The organism is Hyphomicrobium album, assembly GCF_009708035.1.
GTDB classification, from domain to species: Bacteria; Pseudomonadota; Alphaproteobacteria; order Rhizobiales; family Hyphomicrobiaceae; genus Hyphomicrobium_A; species Hyphomicrobium_A album.
Window position 1 is genome coordinate 2480927 of the sequence record NZ_WMBQ01000001.1, and the last position, 16719, is coordinate 2497645.

The window sequence follows — 16719 nt, forward strand, 5'->3', positions numbered from 1 at the left end:
GGCAAGCCTAGCGCGGGGGGCGGCCAATATGAAGACCCTTGGGAAAGCGACCAAGAGTGCGAAACCCGCCGGGCGCCACGGCCCGTCGTCGAAGCCGACGCGAGCGCCGGCCATGCCGCGGCGCACGCGGCTCAGCAAGCCCGCAATTGCCGAGATATTCCGCCGTCTCGAAGCCGCCGACCCGCATCCGAAGAGCGAGCTCGAGTACGTCAATCCGTTCACGCTGCTCGTTGCCGTCGTGCTGTCGGCGCAGTCGACGGATGCCGGCGTCAACAAGGCGACGCGCGCGCTATTTAAGATTGCCGACACGCCCGAGAAGATGGTGCGTCTCGACGAAGCGGGAATCCGCGAGTTCATCAAGACGATCGGCCTCTACCGCAACAAGGCGCGCAACGTGCTCGAGCTATCGCGCCAGCTTATCGCCAACCACGGCGGCAACGTTCCGCGCGATCGCGCCGCGCTCGAGGCCCTCCCCGGGGTCGGCCGCAAGACGGCAAACGTCGTCATGAACGTGGCGTTCGGCGAGCCGACGATGGCCGTCGACACGCACGTGTTTCGCGTTGCCAACCGCACCGGCCTGTCGCGCGGGCGCACGCCGCTCGAGGTCGAGGAGGACCTGCTGCGCGTCATTCCCGCCGAATATGCTTTGCATGCCCACCATTGGCTCATCCTGCACGGCCGCTACGTCTGCAAGGCGCGCCGCCCGGAATGTCCTAGTTGCAGCATCCGTGATTTGTGCCTGTTCGAGGCTAAAACGCCGTGTTCAAACTGAGGTAAGTCGGTCGACACAATATGTGATTGCTATAGAGGACTGCGGACTGCTTAGGCGTTAACGCCTCGCCTGACGAGCCGATGAAAGACGCTGGTTTATCAAGGGTCAGCCAGACGGCTCGCAGCCTCAAAGGTTACCGCGATCATCGAGATTTAGGTGAAAGCCCGCCGGCCGGCTTAAGCTACCGAATACGGATCGCTTCGTATCGTCCGCCTCATTGGGCCACAGACGTTTGCGTTGTGGAGGGGCACACTTTTCTATGGGTAGAAAACCCGAAACCGCTCGTGCGGATTACGAGGCCGGGGATCCTCCGGATCACTTCACCGAAGGTCTACGCGCCGATCTGCTGTTGGAGCAGAAGCGCTCGCTCGAGCAGCTTAACGCTTGGTTCGAGATCGCACTCAACAACATGGTGCGCGGTCTCTCCATGTTCGACCGCGAGCAGCGGCTGATCGTCTGCAACAACAGCTATCGCCAGATATACTCGCTGCCCGAGGAGCTGACGCGTCCCGGCACCCCGCTGACGGAGATCGTGAGCTATCACTTGCGTCACGAAAGCGGTCGCGAGCAAAGCGGGGAAGAAGCGAACTTCTCCAAGTGGCTGGACGATCACCTTGTGAAGATCGCGGTAGGCAGCCCGTTCTCGCAAGTTCAGCATCTGCGCTGCGGGCGCACCTTGCTCGTCACCTATCAACCGCTCGCCGACGGCGGCTGGGTCGACATCCAAGAGGACATCACCGAGAAGCGACGCGCCGAGGAGCGGATAGAGTGGCTCGCGCATCACGATGCGCTGACCGGCGTCGCCAATCGCTTCCACTTCCGCCAGACCTTCGAGAAGGCGTTGAAAGCGCTACCGAAAGGGCAGTCGCTGGCCCTGCACTGGATCGACCTCGATGAGTTTAAAGAGGTCAACGACACCTATGGCCATCCGATCGGCGATGCGCTTCTGAAGGCCGTGGCCCAGCGGCTGCGGGCCAGCATACGCAAGTCGGACTTCCTCGCCCGGCTTGGCGGCGACGAGTTCGCCATCATCCAGACCGGCGGTGGCCGCACGGAGCAGTGCGAGCGGTTGGCCAAGCGCGTGCTGGGGTCGATCGGCAGGACCTACAACATTCTCGGGCAGCCGATCACGATCAGCGCCAGCCTCGGCATCGTGCGGGCGCCGGCGCATGGCAAGACGCCGGACGAGCTTCTGAAGAACGCCGATATCGCGCTCTACAACGTGAAAACCGCCGGCCGCCGCGGCTTTGAAATCTATCGCCGCGGCTGCGGACGTCACGTCGATGCACAGAGGCGCATGGAGGCCGACATTCAGGCGGCTCTGCGGCGCGAGCAGTTCGAGCTGCACTATCAGCCGATCCTCAGCCTGCGTACGCATCACGTGACGAGTTGCGAGGCGCTCCTGCGCTGGCAGCATCCGCGCAGCGGGCTGATCCCGCCCTCGGAATTTCTGCCGCTCGCCGAGAAGACCGGGGCCATCGTCGACATCGGACGTTGGGTGCTCACCCAGGCGTGCCACGACGTGACCCGCTGGGCCGAGGAGCTCACCGTCACGGTAAACCTGTCGCTGTTGCAGTTCGAGAGCGGCGATCTTATCAACGTCGTCAAGAAGGCGCTGGCCGATGCAGATCTCGCGCCGTCGCGGCTCGAACTCGAGATCAGCGAGGCGCTGATCGAACGCGACAAGGGCAAGATGCGCTGCACGCTGGAGGAGCTGCATCGTATCGGCGTCGGCATCACGCTCGACAACTTCGGCAAGGCGACTGGCTCGCTTAGCTCGTTGCGCTCGTTCCCGTTCGACAAGGTGAAGATCGACAAGCGCCTGGTGCGGGAGATGCCCGGCCGCAATGAGAACGCGGCGATCGTGAAGGCCGTCGCCACGCTTGCCGACACGCTCGGCATGACGAGCGTTGCGGAAGGCGTCGAGACGCTGGACGAGCTCAACACCGTGGTGCGCGCCGGCTGCAACAAGGCGCAGGGCTTCTACATCGGCCGGCCGGTGCCGGTGAGCGAGCTCGCCGCGGTGCTGTCGGAGTGCGCGCTGCGCCATTCGCACGCCGCGTGAAGTGCAGGGTTAGCCGGCGGGCCTCACGGCGATGCCGGCTTCCGCCATGTAGCGCTTGGCTTCCGAGATCGAGTGCGTCCCGAAATGGAAGATCGACGCGGCGAGCACGGCGCTCGCGTGGCCCTGCGTGATGCCCTCGACGAGATGATCGAGATTGCCGACGCCGCCCGAGGCGATGACCGGAATGGTGACGGCGTCGGAGACAGCGCGCGTCAGCTCGAGGTCGAAGCCGGCCTTGGTGCCGTCGCGGTCCATCGACGTGAGCAGGATCTCGCCGGCGCCGAGCGCAGTCACGTCCTTGGCGAATTGCACGGCATCGATGCCAGTCGGCGTGCGACCGCCGTGCGTGAAGATCTCCCACCGGTTCGGCTCGTCGACCTGGGAGACGCGCTTGGCGTCGATGGCGACGACGATGCACTGGGCGCCGAACTTCTCCGACGCCTCCTTGACGAACTGCCGGTTCTTCACCGCCGCGGTGTTGATCGACACCTTGTCGGCGCCGGCGTTGAGCAGACGGCCGATGTCCTCCACCGTGCGCACGCCGCCGCCGACGGTGAGCGGCATGAAGCAGCGCTCGGCCGTCTGCTCGACGACGTGGAAGATGTTGTCACGGTTCTCGTGGCTCGCCGTGATGTCGAGGAAGCACAATTCATCGGCCCCGGCGGCGTCGTAGGCGGCAGCCGACTCGACCGGGTCGCCGGCATCGATCAGGTCGACGAAATTGACGCCTTTGACGACGCGGCCGTCTTTAACGTCGAGGCAGGGGATGACGCGGGTTTTCAGCATGCGCGATCGTTAGCGGGCGGCGGGCCGGCGGTCTAGGACTGATCGACATTCAGGGTTCCATCGTAGATGTTTGAGCGGTGGGGCAACGCCGGCTGAAAACGGGGCCCCCTGTGCTGAATGTCGCAGTCTGATCAGAGTTGCCCGCCATGCCGTTCTATCGTGTCGAGGAAAACGACCTCGACTTCGCCGATGGTGTCGATTTCGCTCCAGACGACGTGCCGCGCGCCGTCGTCGCCGTCGGCGGCACCATGGTTACGAAAGGCATGGAGCTGGCCACGCACGCACACCGGAAAGCCGAGCTTATTCTGACCTTGCGGGGCGTCGTCAGGTGCGAAGCCGACCAAGGCGTCTGGATCGTGCCGCCGCGCTGCGCATTATGGATTCCCGACAATGTTCCCCACAGCGCGACCTTCGCCGGAGACGTCGAGGTCTACGTCCTGTTGGTCGAACCGGATGCGGCGCCGGTGCTGCCCAGGCAATGCTGCACGCTGTCGATCTCGCCGTTGCTGGAACGTCTGCTGCTGCACGTCACCCAGATTCCGCTCCTCTACGATGTCGATGGCGCCGACGGCCGCATCGCCGCTGTTCTGCTCGACCAACTATCCCTGGCGCCGGTCGAGAAGCTCAACTTCCCGATGCCGGCCGACGCCAAGCTGCGCAAGATCGCCGCCGCGATGATGACCGAACCCTCCGACCGCGCGACGATCGACGAGTGGGCCCGGCGAATGGCCGTCGCTCCGCGGACCTTGACCCGCGCGCTGAAACGCGAGACCGGCATGAGCTTCGGCCGCTGGCGCCAGCAGCTCCACATCCTCATTGCGCTGCAGCGTCTCGACCAGGGGGCGTCGGTGCAGAGCGTGGCGCTCGATCTCGGTTACGAGAGCGCGAGCGCCTTCGTCACCATGTTCCGCAAAGCCCTGGGCAAGCCGCCCGCCCGTTATCTGGCGGAACGCCGGAACGCCGCGTGATCGCTCGCCGCCTTCGGACAAATTCCCTTCGCGGGCCGTGACCAGAAATCGCAATTTATTGTCCCGTTGGCGGAATGCAGCCATGCGGGCGATTGCGTATCCAGGCTCCGACGCTGACGGCGGGATGGGCCGCCGGCACGTTCGAGGGGACCGAAACATGGATTCAATCAGCAGCGGCGCGGTCGCGGAGGTTCTTCAGCGCCTCCATCAGGAAGCGGAAGCGACCGACGCGCCGCTGATGCAGACCCACATGAGCGAGGGGACCAATCTCGACGATGTGATCGGCCAGTTCATCGAAGCAGAGACCAAGGATTTGAAAGCGGTCTATGAGGGCCTCGCCGGCAATTTCCTGGCGGTTTCGCCGGAGTTCGGGCGATTCCTCTACATGTGCGCCCGCAGCTGCCGAGCCAAGCGCATTGTCGAGTTCGGCTCCTCGATGGGAATTTCCGCCATCTACCTGGCGGCTGCGTTGCGCGACATGGGCGGTGGGCGCCTGATCGGGACCGAGCTCGAGCCTAGCAAGGCCGAGCGGGCACAGGCGAACGTCGCCGCCGCCGAGCTGGCCGATCTGGTCGAGATCCGTGTCGGCGATGCGCGGGAAACGCTCCAACCCGGCGTCGGCGGCGACATCGACATGGTGATGCTCGACGGCGCCTTCACCCTCTACCTTCCCATCCTCAAGCTGCTCGAGCCGCACCTGAGGCCCGGCGCGGTGATCATCGGCGAGAACGCGTTCGAGCAAGCGTGCGGCTACATCGAGTACGTGCGCGATCCGCAAAACGGGTATCTCTCGCTGCCACTGCCGTTCAATCCCAGCCGCGGCAACGAACTCACGGTGAGGACCAAGTGACCGGCGCGGCGGCGCCGCCTCCGCCGGGTCGATTGACGCTGACGTTGCTGCGATGGTTCATGCGTCCGGCGCGCGTTGCCGCAGTCGAGACGCTCTCGCCCCGCTTCCGGCTGGTCGATCTGGAAGGGGAAGCGCTGAGGCACATCGCTTGGACGCCTGGCCAAAAGGTCCAGATATCGATGGGCTCGGGCCTTAGCGCGCGGACCTACACGCCGATGTCGTGGGACGCCGACAGCGGCAGGATGCGACTGCTCACCTTCGCGCATGGCGAGGGTCCCGGCAGCCGATGGGCAAGCGATCTGCGCGAAGGCGACACGTGCCAGTTCTTCGGTCCGCGCCGCTCTCTCGATCTATCGGGCCCCACTTTGGCCAGCCTTGAATCACCGGTGGTCCTGTTCGGCGATGAGACCTCGTTCGGCCTGGCGGCGGCGATGGGTGCCGATCCGATCCATGTGTTCGAGGTCTCGGATGTCTCCGAGTCGCGGCCGGTGCTGGAGGAGATCGGTCTCGGCCAAGCGACGCTGATCGAGCGCAGCGCCGATGACGCCCATCTCGCCGCGGCCGAAGCACAGGTATTGCGCTTTGCCGCAAGCGGCGGCGTGCATTTCGTTCTTACAGGCAAGGCATCGTCGATCCAGCGCGTGAACCGGGCCCTGCGAGCAGCCGGCGTCGTAGCATCGCGGGTGAAGACCAAGGCCTATTGGGCGCCGGGCAAAGTCGGTTTGGACTAGAGCGTCGATGTCCCGGTAGAATTTGCGAGGTTCAGGTGGTCGCGGCGAGCAGGGCCAGGGCGGCTTTCGGGTCGATCCGGCCGTCGTAAAGCGCCCGGCCGGTGATCGCCCCTTCGAGCATCGCATACTCGGGCTGCAGCAAGGCTTTGACGTCGTCGATGGAGGCGAGCCCGCCCGAGGCAATGACGGGGATTTTCGTCGCCCGCGCCAGCTTGGCGGTGGCCTCGAGGTTGAGGCCCTTCAAGATACCGTCGCGCTCGATGTCGGTGTAGATGATGGCGGCGACGCCGGCGTCCTCGAAGCGCTTGGCCAGCTCCTCGCCGGTGAGCTCGGACGTCTCCGCCCAGCCTTCGACCGCCACCTTGCCGCCCTTGGCGTCGATGCCGACGGCGATGCGGCCCGGATATTCGACGCAGGCACGGAGCACCAGCTCGGGATCGCGCACGGCGGCGGTGCCGAGAATGACGCGATCGATGCCCGTGTCGATCCACTTCTCGATCGTCTCCATGTCGCGGATGCCGCCACCGAGCTGGGCGGGGATGTCGATCGCCTTGAGGATGGAATCGACCGCGTCCTGGTTGACCGGCTCGCCGGCGAAGGCGCCGTTCAAGTCGACGATGTGCAGGTACGTGAAGCCCTGATCCTGGAAAGCGCGTGCCTGGGCGCCCGGGTCGTCGCTGAAGACCGTCGCCTGGTTCATGTCGCCGAGCTTGAGGCGCACGCATTTCCCGTCTTTGAGATCGATGGCGGGGAAAAGAATCACGGCGGGCCTCGCGTGGCGGTTGAGCGGCTGCGTGGATGCGAAGTCGCGCTCCGCTTGAACCGCAGCCATGAGTTCGCTGTTATTGTCGGCGATAGAGGTTGAGCGGCTCTATAAGTCAAGGCCGCGCGCAACAGCGGAGCACCCGCGTACCGACGATGGCCGTAGCGTTCCTGCAGACCGTACCCGCCGCGCTTGCGCGCCGTCCGCTCACCGAGGCGGACGCGGTCGACATCTGGATCGCTCGCTGGCTGCGCATCCGCCGCAAGGATCTCGTCAACCGCTACGGCTGCGACCCGCGCCGCCTGTACGAGATCTGGGGCGAGGAGCGGTTCGCGGGGGCCAGGAAGAAGGCGCTGGAGCTGTTCGCGGCCCGCTATCCGGGGCTCATCGACCGGGTCGATTTCGGACCCCACGCGCGCCACGTTCGCGCCCCCCATCCCGACCAGCTGGCGATGTTCGAATAGTTGCTGCTGCGCCGGGCCACGGCCAGGAACAGCCAGGAACAAGATGAGAACAAACGCTGGACAGACCCGCTGATTCGTGCGATGTTCTCCCTACGTTCCAGCCGCAAATGCAGCGCAATCCGGAGCTAGTTTCGCGTCTCCCCCCGTGAAGCCACAGCCAGGAGAAATCCCGCCATGCGCACCCTCATCATTTCCTACGACCTGGCCCAGCCACACCGTAACAAGCACGTCCTCGCGCATCACATCATGGCCATCGGCAATTCTTGGGCGCGCCCGCTCGAGCAGACCTGGTACGTGCGCACCGACGCGACGGAGGAAGAGATCGAGGCGCAGCTGCGCGGCGCACTCGATCCCGATGACGGCCTGCTCATCCAGGCGACCCGCGACGAGGCGGTGCTGACCAACACGGCGCTGCGCTGGTTCCGCCAGCGGCGCGCCGGCGTCGATATGGGCGGCGATTCCAACGTCCTCGCCTTCCCGATGCCGAAGCCCTTTATCGACGACCAGCAGGAGCTGCCACTCGCCGAAGCGTGCTGAGTTCTCTCTCCCTCCGGTAATGCGTGAAGCGTTTGCGTAAGAGTTCGGGGCCCGGTCCGCAGCCGGGCCCCGTTTTGTTTTTTGGGCGGCGACCGGGCTGCATGGCTGCTTGCCGAGCCTGGCGGGAACGAGCCTGCTCAAAAATTTGCCACCATTGTCTCGCAAGTCGGAAAATCGGTCTTGGCGAATCGGCCCGCGTCACATGCCACGGGAGACGCTTCCGCTGCTTGCAACAGGCTCGCATTTGATCACGGGTTGGCGGGTTGGGTTGCCGGCTTTAGTCGGCGCCGCGACCTTCATCGTCAGCGCCATGGCCGTGCCGACGGCGGATGCCAAATCTCCCGGCAGCCGCTACTGCTTCCACGGTTATTGTCACCGCGTCGGCTCGCTGGCGCAGACCGATACGCTCGTGGGCTGGCGCGGCTACGTGCAGGCTTCCTACTACGACAGCTGTCATCGTGACCGGTTGAATCCCTGCGGGCTGACGAGCTCGGGCGCCGTCTTCCGCGCCGATCTCCCCGACAACGCCGCGAGCCCGCTGCTGCCGGACGGCACCGTCATTCTCGCCTACAATCCGAAAACCGGCGACGCCTCCGTGCTGCGCGTCACCAACGCCGGCCCGTATAGCGGAGAGCGCAAGCTCGACGTATCGCGCGCCGCTGCAGATAAGCTCGGCTTCCGCAAGCAGGGCGTTGCCGGGCTGGTCATCAGCGTCCTGCAATCGCCGACCAAGGCCGAGGCGAGCTACGCAAGAAGGCGCGTGTACCCACTCGTTCCGGGCTACCTCGGCAAGTTCGCGACCGTCGATGCTGCGATCGAGACGGCCGAGGTTCGCTTTGACCTGCGCGAGGGTGAGGAGCTTGTCGACGACACGGCGGGGACGGCGGAAGTTGCGGCGCTGGAGAATGAACTGGTGCCGCGGCCGCAGCTCGCGGTGTCGCCATCGCTCGCAAGCGAGCTCGTGATATTGCGCGCGCCCCCGCGGCCGGCGAGCCCCGGCCCGCGGCTCGTGCAGGGCCCGCGTCTCGCCAGTCGGGAAGTGCAGCTTGTAGAGGGACCGCGGCTCGTGAGCCGGGCCGACTTCATGGCCCAGCAGTCACCGGCAGAAGCCGACGCACCGACAGACTTCACGTCACGTCTGCTGCGGTATCTGCTGCCGGCAAGTGCACCGGCCGCCGGCAACTAGTCCGCGAGGGAGCACGTCCTACCCGCCCGCTCGCGCCCGTGCGAGCTCCGCTTCGAGCGTAGCGATGCGCTCCTGAAGCGCCAGCACCGCCGCCTGCACGTCTTCGACGGCGACAAGCTGAGGGATGTGCTGCGGGCAGTTGCGGTCCCAGGCCTCGATCTCGAACAAGATGACGCGTTCCGCAACGCCGCTGCCTTGCGATGGACGCAACCGCGCCAGCAGTTCGTCATCGCCCTCGACCACCCGGGCACGACCCCAGATCTTCACCCGGCGACGCCGTGCGTAATCCATGATGAAAATGAAGGCGCGCGGGTTCTCGGCGAGATTGCCCGTCGTGATGTATTGCCGGTTTCCCGAAAGATCCGCGAAAGCGAGCGTCCGCTCGTCCAACACCCGGAGAAAACCAGGCGGTCCGCCGCGATGCTGAATGTAAGGCTGACCTTCGGCGCTCGCGGTGCCGAGATAGAACGAGCGCGCGGCGCCGATCTGCGCGGCAAGGTCGGGCGTAACTGCGCTTGCCCAGCCCTTCGCCTGCTCCATGCGTGCATACTGAGCGCGTGAGCCGTTCCGCTCTTGCGCGGCTTTCACCGACGGCGTGAATGCAATGTCGGAAACGGGTTGCGCCACGATCGCCACTCCTGTTCGAGATGAGAGTCGCCGGCAGCGGCGTCAAATCCCGGGCATGCCGACGAAGCCCGGCAGCGCCTTCACACGCTGGACCCAGGCAGCGACCGCCGGATAGTCATCGGCCGAGACGCCGCCTTCGTGACTGAGCGCGACATACGGCATGCACGCGATGTCCGCGATCGTCACGCGGTCGAGCGCCAGCCAGGTGGCGCGGGCCAGGTGGTTCTCCATGAGCCCGAGAACGTGCGCCGTGTTGCTGCGGGCGCGTTGAATATCGAGCTTGTAGCCGAACTTGTCGTGCAACCGCGCGTCATTGGGCCCCCGTGCGATCTCGTTCTCGGCCACCATCAGCCACGCCGTTACAAGCGCGAGCCCCGCAGCATCCGTCGGCAGCCAGCTTTCGCCGCCCCACTTCCGCGCCATGTAGACGAGGATCGCCTGGCTGTCGCGCAGCGCCAGGCCGTCGTCCTCGAAGGTCGGAAGCTCGCCGAAGGCATTGAGGTCGACGAGCGGCGGCTTCTTGTGCGCGCCGCCGAGAAAATCCACCGGGACGATATCGAGCGGCACGCCGAGCAGCGCTGCCAACAGCCGCACTTTGTAGCAATTCCCGGATAGCTCGAGGTCATAGAGCTTGGCGGCCATGTCGCGTTCCTGAATTGAGTTGTCCCCGGGGACCTAACTGGCGCTTCGGCGATTGATGCGCTAGTCAGGAATAGCGGGAAAGATCTTTGCGAAAAATGGAAGAATAATATGGACCACTTCCGCGCCATGAAGGCGTTCATCGCGGTAGCTGACGCAGGCAGCCTGTCGGCGGCGGCACGCCGTATGGGCGCACCGCTGGCCAATATCAGCCGGCTGCTTGCGCAGCTGGAAGGGCAGCTCGACTGCGTACTCATCGAGCGAACCACGCGCCGGATGGCGCTCACAGCGGCAGGACGCGACTACCTGGATGCTTGCCGCCACGTGATCGAAACGCTCGAGGCGTCGGAGGGCCGGATAGCGGGTCAGTCCGAGGAACTTGCCGGGACTATCGCGATCACCGCGCCCGTCAGCTTCGGGCGCCTGCAAATTGTGCCGCTTGTCGCCGAATTTCTTTCGACCCACCCTCGCCTCGACGCGCGACTGCTGCTGTCCGATCGCAACATCGATCTTGTCGAGGAAGACATCGACGTCGCGGTTCGCATCGGGGATCTGCGGGATTCGGGCCTCCTGGCGCAGCGCGTTGGATCATTGCGCCTCGTGGCCGGCGCAGCGCCGCGCTTGCTGAAGGGCCGCGCCATCCCCTCCTCGCCGTCCGATCTCGCGGATCGGCCATGCATCACCTTCAGCGGTCTCATGCAGGGCGGCTCTCGCTGGGTGTTCAAGAGCAAACGCCACGGCCGCAAGGCCGTACGCGTTCATCCCCGCCTCAACGTCAATACGGCCGAGGCGGCCGTCGACGCTGCGATCTCCGGCGTCGGCGTCGTGCGCGTGCTGTCGTATCAGGCCGAGGCGGCGATCCGGGCCGGACAACTTGTGCCGCTTCTGCAGCAGTTCGAGGACACTGCCATTCCGATCAATCTCGTTTACCGGGCCACGCGCTCGGATACGCCGCGCGTGAAACGCTTCGTCGAATTCGCCGCCGCGCGTCTTCGCCAGCACCACCAGTCTCGAGCAAGGTAGGAGATGAGCTAAGGCCGCCAGTTGAGGAAGTTGGCGATCAGCTTCAGGCCGAGGGTCTGGCTCTTCTCGGGGTGGAACTGCGTGCCCCCACGGACCTAAGGAGAGCTAGTCCTCGCGACGGACGGGAAGCTTTCGCCGCGATCTTGGGCGCGGTGTACGTCGTGGCGCGGGGCGCCAAGCAGAACATCGCAGACGAAGTTTCGGCCGGTGACTGGCGTTGACGCTGTTTCCCGCGCGGTGATCGGGCAACAGTTGAGCGCCACGGAATCGCCGCGAGCCATTTCAGAAGTTAAGAAGTTCTGGCGGGAGACGCGGGTCGCTTTGATGTCGTTGCTGCGCTCGGCTCGGGAAAAATCGCGCCCCGTCTCGGTGATACGCGGGGAAGTTCAATCCGCATATTCACCGACAAAAGCCGCGCGCCAGTCCAGAATGAAACGCCGATATTTTGTCGCTCAAATCCGCGCGGAATCGGTGTTGCCAAGGGAATCTTGCAGGCATATTGAAAGCGCGCGTCGGGGGTCGCGCTGCGGTTTTGTTTTGAGGTTTTCGCTCGCATGCCCACCACGGAAGACAGAAGATCCCGCCGGCCAAATCCGACGCGTTACGACGAGGAGGAGCACGCGCTCCACATCAAGGTCGGGGAAGGACGGGGACCACCTTACAAGGTGTCGCTGGCCGACTTGGTGCCGCGCCCCGCGCCCAAGCCGCCGAAGAAGCCGCTCCTCATCAAGCACACCGCGCCGCCGCCTCCACCGGAGAGGCGCGGGCATTCGGCGTGGTGGTGGACGAGGGTGGTCGGGATTGTCGGCGCGGTGCTGATCGGCATGTGCCACGGCGTCGGCAGCCACATCTTTGAGATGCTGGTCGAGAACTGGCGCTAACCTAGGTGGTGGATCGTGTGGAATAAGCGTCGGCTGCTGCTCTATCCATTGCTGGCGCTCATCGCGGGGTCGCTGGCGATGGTGTTCATCGGCGACCCGGCGCATTGGCTGAGCACGGCGGGCCTGCTGTTCGACATCGCGGGCCTCGTGCAGTTGGAGGTTAGCGGCGTCTTCGCGCGGATCATCCGCGAGTACGGCGACGAGGAGAAGTGGCCGGGTGGGCCGCCCTCGCGCATCACCCGTGAGATCATCGACAACCCGGACACCCCCATCAGGACAGGCCTGCGCAACTGGCTGTTCTTCGAGGGTTCAACGGGACTGTGGTTCATCTTCATGGGACAGCTCCTGCAACTCGCCGCCGTCTGGGCCGCGTGAATCCGGCCTGGGCCTGTTGAAAAGGCTCATTACATCAGTCAGCAGGCCGACAACCGACGAGCAATCATTGCGCTGCTTGGCGTTGTCTGCGCCACCGCGCTCTGAGCCGTTGTGCGGCGCCGATCACGGGCGCCAGTTGAGGAAGTTGGCGATCAGCTTCAGGCCGAGGGTCTGGCTCTTCTCGGGGTGGAATTGCGTGCCGGCGACGTTGCCCGCCGCGATCATCGCCGTGACCGGTCCACCGTAGTCCGTCTGCGCCACCACGGCCGCGGCGTCCTCCGGCACGAAGTGGAAGGAGTGCACGAAGTAGGCGTGCAGGCCGTTCGGCCCGGTGGGGATGCCGTCGAGCAACGCGTGCGGCGTGACGGTCTTCAGCGTGTTCCAGCCCATGTGCGGGATCTTCAGCGTCTTGTCGGTGGGCTCGATATGGCGCACCTCGCCGGCGATCCAGCCGAGGCCGTCGGTCACTTCGAACTCCAGCCCGCGCGTCGCCATGAGCTGCATGCCGACGCAGATGCCGAGGAACGGCCGGCCCTTGCCGCGCACGGCCTCTTCCAGCGTGGCGCGCATGCCGGGAACGGCTTCGAGCCCGCGCTTGCAGTCGGCGAACGCGCCGACGCCCGGCAGCACGATGCGATCGGCGGCGGCGACGATCTTCGGATCGGCGGTGACGGTGATCAAGGCGTCGGCGTCGCTCTCGCGCGCCGCCCGCTCAAAGGCCTTGGCCGCGGAGTGAAGGTTGCCGGAGCCGTAGTCGATGATAGCGACGCGCTGCATTCTAGGTTTGCGCCCCCGCCCACGCGCGCCGGCCGCGCACGATTGTCTCTTTGGCACGGGTCAGCGCGGTCGCGGTCCATGACGGTGCGGCCGGCGTGGCGGCACCCAGCGGCGCCGGCGGGATCTCGGTGCGGGTCGGCAGCCACACCTCGAGGAAGCGCCGCTCGCTGTCCTCCTGGCCACGCCCGGTCACGGTGCCGACGAGCCGCCAGCCCCGCCGCTCCAGCGCCGCGCCGTACAGCGCGCCGGCCTCGAAGCCGAACACGATCTGGATGATGAGCACGAGGACGTTGGCGAGCTCCGTCGCGCCCGCGGAGGTCAGCGCCCAGACGAGGAGGCCGGAGCCGCCGATGTAAACTGCGAATTCCAGCCACATGCGCTTCGCCAGGAGCCAGATTGGCGGCAACAGCGCGCCGATGATGGTGTAGCCGTCCTTCACGAAGACGAGCTGCTCGGCGCTCTCCAGCCGGTTGGCGGAGGCGTGGGGCGGCTCATAGACGGTGTAGGTGACCACGCCGGTCCTCATGCGCAGTTGATGTGACTCAGCTCGCCAACGTGCCCTTCGTCGAAGGCACGCGGCCCGCCTGGCGCGCGTCGGGCTCGGTCGCCGCCCGGAGCGCGCGCGCAAGGCCCTTATAGCAAGTCTCGGCGATGTGATGGTTGTTCTCGCCGTACAGGTTCTCGATGTGCAGCGTGATGCCGGCGTTCTGCGCGAAGGCCTGGAACCACTCGCGGAACAGCTCGGTGTCCATCTCGCCGACTTTCGGCTTCGAAAACTCGACCTTCCAGATGAGATACGGGCGGCCGGACACATCGATGCAGACGCGCGTCAGCGTCTCGTCCATCGGCAGGTGCACGTCGGCGTAGCGGGTGATGCCCTTCTTGTCGCCGAGGGCCTTGGCGACCGCCTGGCCGAGCACGATGCCGGTGTCTTCCGCCGTGTGGTGGAAATCGATATGCAGGTCGCCCTTCGCCTTCAGGGTGATGTCGATCATTGAATGGCGGGCGAGCTGCTCCAACATGTGATCGAGAAAGCCGATGCCGGTCGAAACGTCGAATACGCCCGACCCGTCGAGATCGACGGTGGCCGTGATCTCGGTCTCCTTGGTCTTGCGGGAAATTGTCGCCTGCCGCTTCAAATGCGCCCTCTTCGGCTTTACTTGCCTCGTTGGAACCGAGCGTTTATCAGCTTGGACCCTGCCGTTCCAGAGCCGCATCCTGCGGCTCGCGGGCCGATAAACCCGCAGCCTGGATGCTAATGCAATGCAAACCTCCGGCCCACACGCGGACGAGCCGCGCTCCTGGCACGCCACGACTATACTGACCATTCGTAAAGATGGTCGTGTCGTCATCGCCGGCGACGGCCAGGTCAGCCTCGGCGCCACCATCATCAAGGCCAATGCCCGCAAGGTCCGCACCCTCGGCAAAGGGGGCGTTATCGGCGGCTTTGCCGGGGCGACGGCGGACGCCTTCACCCTGTTCGAGCGGCTGGAAGCCAAGCTCGAGCAGTACCCGGGGCAGCTCACCCGCGCCTGCGTGGAGCTCGCCAAGGACTGGCGCACCGACCGCTACCTGCGCCGGCTGGAAGCCATGATGCTGGTCGCCGACGCGGAGACGACGCTGGTGCTGACCGGCACGGGCGACGTCCTGGAGCCTGAGCGGCATGTCATGGGCATCGGCTCGGGCGGCAACTATGCGCTCGCCGCGGCGCGGGCGCTGCTCGACCAGCCGCTCGACGCCGAGGCGATTGCCCGCAAGGCGATGGCGATCGCCGCCGAGATCTGTGTCTACACCAACGACAACGTCGTCATCGAAAGCCTGCCGTCCAGCCGTTGAGCGGCGACGGCGCGCGCAGCAGAGGCCCCTTCGATCCTATGACCAGCTTCTCTCCCCGCGAGATCGTTTCCGAGCTCGACCGCTACATCGTCGGCCAGAATGACGCCAAGCGCGCCGTGGCGATCGCGCTGCGCAACCGCTGGCGGCGTCAGCAGCTCACCGGCGACCTCAAGGAAGAGGTGCTGCCGAAGAACATCCTGATGATCGGGCCGACGGGCGTCGGCAAAACGGAGATCTCGCGCCGCCTGGCCAAGCTTGCCGGCGCGCCGTTCATCAAGATCGAGGCGACCAAGTTCACCGAGGTCGGCTATGTCGGCCGCGACGTCGATTCGATCATTCGCGATCTCGTCGAGGTGGCGCTGGCGCTGGTCAAGGACGTGAAGCGCAAGGACGTGCGCACGCGGGCGGAGAAAAACGCCGAGGAGCGGGTGCTCGATGCGCTCGTCGGGCCAGGCGCGTCGCCGGCGACGCGCGAATCCTTCCGCAAGAAGCTGCGCACCGGCGAGCTCAACGACAAGGAGATCGAGATCCAGGTTTCGGATTCGCCGGGGGCCGGCTTCCCGATGTTCGATATTCCGGGCGCCCCGGGCACGTCCATCGGCGCCGTCAACATCGGCGACATGCTGGGCAAGGCTTTCGGGGGCCGCACCAAGCCGCGCCGGGTCACCGTCTCCGCCAGCTACGACCTGCTGATCGGCGAGGAGGGCGACAAGCTCATCGACAACGAGGCGCTGACCGGCGAGGCGATTCACGCGGTCGAGAACAATGGCATCGTGTTCCTCGACGAGATCGACAAGATCTGCTCGCGCTCGGACGCCGGGCGTATTGGCGGCGACGTCTCGCGCGAAGGCGTGCAGCGCGATCTCCTGCCGCTCATCGAGGGCACCACGGTGTCGACCAAGTACGGGCCGGTGAAGACCGACCACGTGCTGTTCATCGCTTCGGGCGCGTTCCATGTGGCCAAGCCCTCTGACCTGCTGCCGGAGCTGCAGGGGCGCCTGCCCATTCGCGTCGAGCTGAAGCCGCTGACGCGGGAGGACATGCGCCGCATCCTCACCGAGCCGGAGGCGAGCCTCATCAAGCAGTACGTGGCGCTGATGGCGACGGAGGGCTTCGCGATCAACTTCGAGCCGAGCGCCATCGATGCGATCGCCGACGCGGCGGTTCTGGTCAACTCCACCGTGGAGAACATCGGGGCGCGCCGGCTGCAGACGGTGATGGAGCGGGTGCTCGACGAGATCTCATTCGATGCCTCCGACCGCGGCGGGCAGTCGGTGATCATCGATGCCGCCTACGTAAATGCGCGCATCGGCGATCTCGCCAAGAACGCCGACCTCTCCAAGTTCATCCTGTAGGGCCGGTCACGGCGCTCGTCTCGAATTGTTATCCCGGGGGCTTGTCTCCGGGATGACCAGCGACGGGCAGGCCGCGGAAAGACA

20 protein-coding genes and 1 pseudogene are annotated in these 16719 nt (G+C 65.6%); 13 read left to right on the forward strand and 8 right to left on the reverse strand.

Annotation, left to right across the window (positions count from 1 at the left end; translation table 11 throughout):
* The first annotated feature begins 28 nt into the window (after positions 1 to 28).
* Complete coding sequence (gene nth, locus GIW81_RS11825) at positions 29 to 772, forward strand: endonuclease III (RefSeq protein WP_229309152.1); 744 nt, start codon at positions 29 to 31, stop codon at positions 770 to 772.
* Between the two features lie 259 nt (positions 773 to 1031).
* On the forward strand, positions 1032 to 2837 hold the full coding sequence (locus GIW81_RS11830) for a putative bifunctional diguanylate cyclase/phosphodiesterase (protein ID WP_154739372.1): 1806 nt from the start codon (positions 1032 to 1034) through the stop codon (positions 2835 to 2837).
* Between the two features lie 9 nt (positions 2838 to 2846).
* On the opposite strand, the gene hisF is transcribed toward GIW81_RS11830, so the two are convergent.
* A complete protein-coding gene (gene hisF, locus GIW81_RS11835; RefSeq protein WP_154739373.1) occupies positions 2847 to 3623 on the reverse strand; it encodes an imidazole glycerol phosphate synthase subunit HisF in 777 nt (258 codons plus the stop codon).
* Between the two features lie 146 nt (positions 3624 to 3769).
* On the opposite strand from hisF, the gene GIW81_RS11840 reads away from it, so the two are divergent.
* From GIW81_RS11840 to GIW81_RS11850, 3 genes are all read left to right on the forward strand, one after another.
* Positions 3770 to 4591, forward strand: a complete 822-nt coding sequence (locus tag GIW81_RS11840) for an AraC family transcriptional regulator (protein ID WP_154739666.1) — start codon at positions 3770 to 3772, stop codon at positions 4589 to 4591.
* A 157-nt stretch (positions 4592 to 4748) separates the two neighbouring features.
* Positions 4749 to 5441, forward strand: coding sequence for an O-methyltransferase (locus GIW81_RS11845; protein WP_154739374.1), 693 nt, complete (start codon positions 4749 to 4751; stop codon positions 5439 to 5441).
* Entirely contained in the window at positions 5438 to 6172 is a 735-nt protein-coding gene (locus GIW81_RS11850; RefSeq protein ID WP_324614989.1) for a siderophore-interacting protein, read from the forward strand. The genes GIW81_RS11845 and GIW81_RS11850 overlap by 4 nt, the downstream gene beginning before the upstream one ends.
* 31 nt (positions 6173 to 6203) lie before the next feature.
* Here GIW81_RS11850 and hisA read toward each other — a convergent pair whose 3' ends face one another.
* Positions 6204 to 6935, reverse strand: a complete 732-nt coding sequence (gene hisA, locus GIW81_RS11855) for a 1-(5-phosphoribosyl)-5-[(5-phosphoribosylamino)methylideneamino]imidazole-4-carboxamide isomerase (protein WP_324614990.1) — start codon at positions 6933 to 6935, stop codon at positions 6204 to 6206.
* Between the two features lie 155 nt (positions 6936 to 7090).
* On the opposite strand from hisA, the gene GIW81_RS11860 reads away from it, so the two are divergent.
* The 3 genes from GIW81_RS11860 to GIW81_RS11870 all read left to right on the forward strand — a co-directional run bounded on the left by GIW81_RS11860 (position 7091) and on the right by GIW81_RS11870 (position 9122).
* On the forward strand, positions 7091 to 7399 hold the full coding sequence (locus tag GIW81_RS11860) for a hypothetical protein (RefSeq protein ID WP_154739376.1): 309 nt from the start codon (positions 7091 to 7093) through the stop codon (positions 7397 to 7399).
* Between the two features lie 174 nt (positions 7400 to 7573).
* Positions 7574 to 7936 (forward strand): hypothetical protein, encoded by a 363-nt coding sequence (locus GIW81_RS11865; protein WP_154739377.1) that lies wholly within the window; start codon positions 7574 to 7576, stop codon positions 7934 to 7936.
* Between the two features lie 268 nt (positions 7937 to 8204).
* Complete coding sequence (locus GIW81_RS11870; protein WP_229309153.1) at positions 8205 to 9122, forward strand: septal ring lytic transglycosylase RlpA family protein; 918 nt, start codon at positions 8205 to 8207, stop codon at positions 9120 to 9122.
* A gap of 18 nt (positions 9123 to 9140) precedes the next feature.
* On the opposite strand, the gene GIW81_RS11875 is transcribed toward GIW81_RS11870, so the two are convergent.
* Both GIW81_RS11875 and GIW81_RS11880 read right to left on the reverse strand, forming a co-directional pair.
* Positions 9141 to 9749, reverse strand: a complete 609-nt coding sequence (locus GIW81_RS11875) for a pyridoxamine 5'-phosphate oxidase family protein (RefSeq protein WP_324614991.1) — start codon at positions 9747 to 9749, stop codon at positions 9141 to 9143.
* A 42-nt stretch (positions 9750 to 9791) separates the two neighbouring features.
* Positions 9792 to 10391 (reverse strand): glutathione S-transferase family protein, encoded by a 600-nt coding sequence (locus GIW81_RS11880; protein WP_154739379.1) that lies wholly within the window; start codon positions 10389 to 10391, stop codon positions 9792 to 9794.
* A gap of 108 nt (positions 10392 to 10499) precedes the next feature.
* On the opposite strand from GIW81_RS11880, the gene GIW81_RS11885 reads away from it, so the two are divergent.
* Positions 10500 to 11411, forward strand: coding sequence for a LysR family transcriptional regulator (locus GIW81_RS11885; RefSeq protein ID WP_154739380.1), 912 nt, complete (start codon positions 10500 to 10502; stop codon positions 11409 to 11411).
* 8 nt (positions 11412 to 11419) lie between these two features.
* Here the strand turns inward: GIW81_RS11885 and GIW81_RS19095 are convergent.
* A pseudogene (locus GIW81_RS19095) lies at positions 11420 to 11497 on the reverse strand (imidazole glycerol phosphate synthase subunit HisH); the annotation flags it as partial.
* 468 nt (positions 11498 to 11965) lie between these two features.
* Here GIW81_RS19095 and GIW81_RS11895 point away from each other — a divergent pair.
* A complete protein-coding gene (locus tag GIW81_RS11895) occupies positions 11966 to 12292 on the forward strand; it encodes a hypothetical protein (RefSeq protein WP_154739381.1) in 327 nt (108 codons plus the stop codon).
* Between the two features lie 15 nt (positions 12293 to 12307).
* Positions 12308 to 12667 carry a hypothetical protein gene (locus GIW81_RS11900; RefSeq protein ID WP_154739382.1) on the forward strand — a complete coding sequence of 120 codons (360 nt, stop codon included), beginning with the start codon at positions 12308 to 12310 and terminating at the stop codon, positions 12665 to 12667.
* A 123-nt stretch (positions 12668 to 12790) separates the two neighbouring features.
* Here GIW81_RS11900 and hisH read toward each other — a convergent pair whose 3' ends face one another.
* From hisH to hisB, 3 genes are read right to left on the reverse strand one after another with little or no spacing between them, the layout of a single operon-like run.
* Positions 12791 to 13444 (reverse strand): imidazole glycerol phosphate synthase subunit HisH, encoded by a 654-nt coding sequence (hisH, locus tag GIW81_RS11905; RefSeq protein WP_154739383.1) that lies wholly within the window; start codon positions 13442 to 13444, stop codon positions 12791 to 12793.
* 1 nt (position 13445) lies between these two features.
* Positions 13446 to 13958, reverse strand: a complete 513-nt coding sequence (locus tag GIW81_RS11910; protein WP_195930520.1) for a DUF2628 domain-containing protein — start codon at positions 13956 to 13958, stop codon at positions 13446 to 13448.
* Between the two features lie 28 nt (positions 13959 to 13986).
* Entirely contained in the window at positions 13987 to 14583 is a 597-nt protein-coding gene (gene hisB / locus GIW81_RS11915) for an imidazoleglycerol-phosphate dehydratase HisB (protein WP_229309154.1), read from the reverse strand.
* Between the two features lie 124 nt (positions 14584 to 14707).
* Here hisB and hslV point away from each other — a divergent pair, with 124 nt between their 5' ends.
* Positions 14708 to 15280, forward strand: coding sequence for an ATP-dependent protease subunit HslV (gene hslV / locus GIW81_RS11920; protein ID WP_154739386.1), 573 nt, complete (start codon positions 14708 to 14710; stop codon positions 15278 to 15280).
* A 38-nt stretch (positions 15281 to 15318) separates the two neighbouring features.
* A complete protein-coding gene (gene hslU / locus GIW81_RS11925) occupies positions 15319 to 16635 on the forward strand; it encodes an ATP-dependent protease ATPase subunit HslU (protein WP_154739387.1) in 1317 nt (438 codons plus the stop codon).
* The last annotated feature ends 84 nt before the right edge of the window (positions 16636 to 16719 follow it).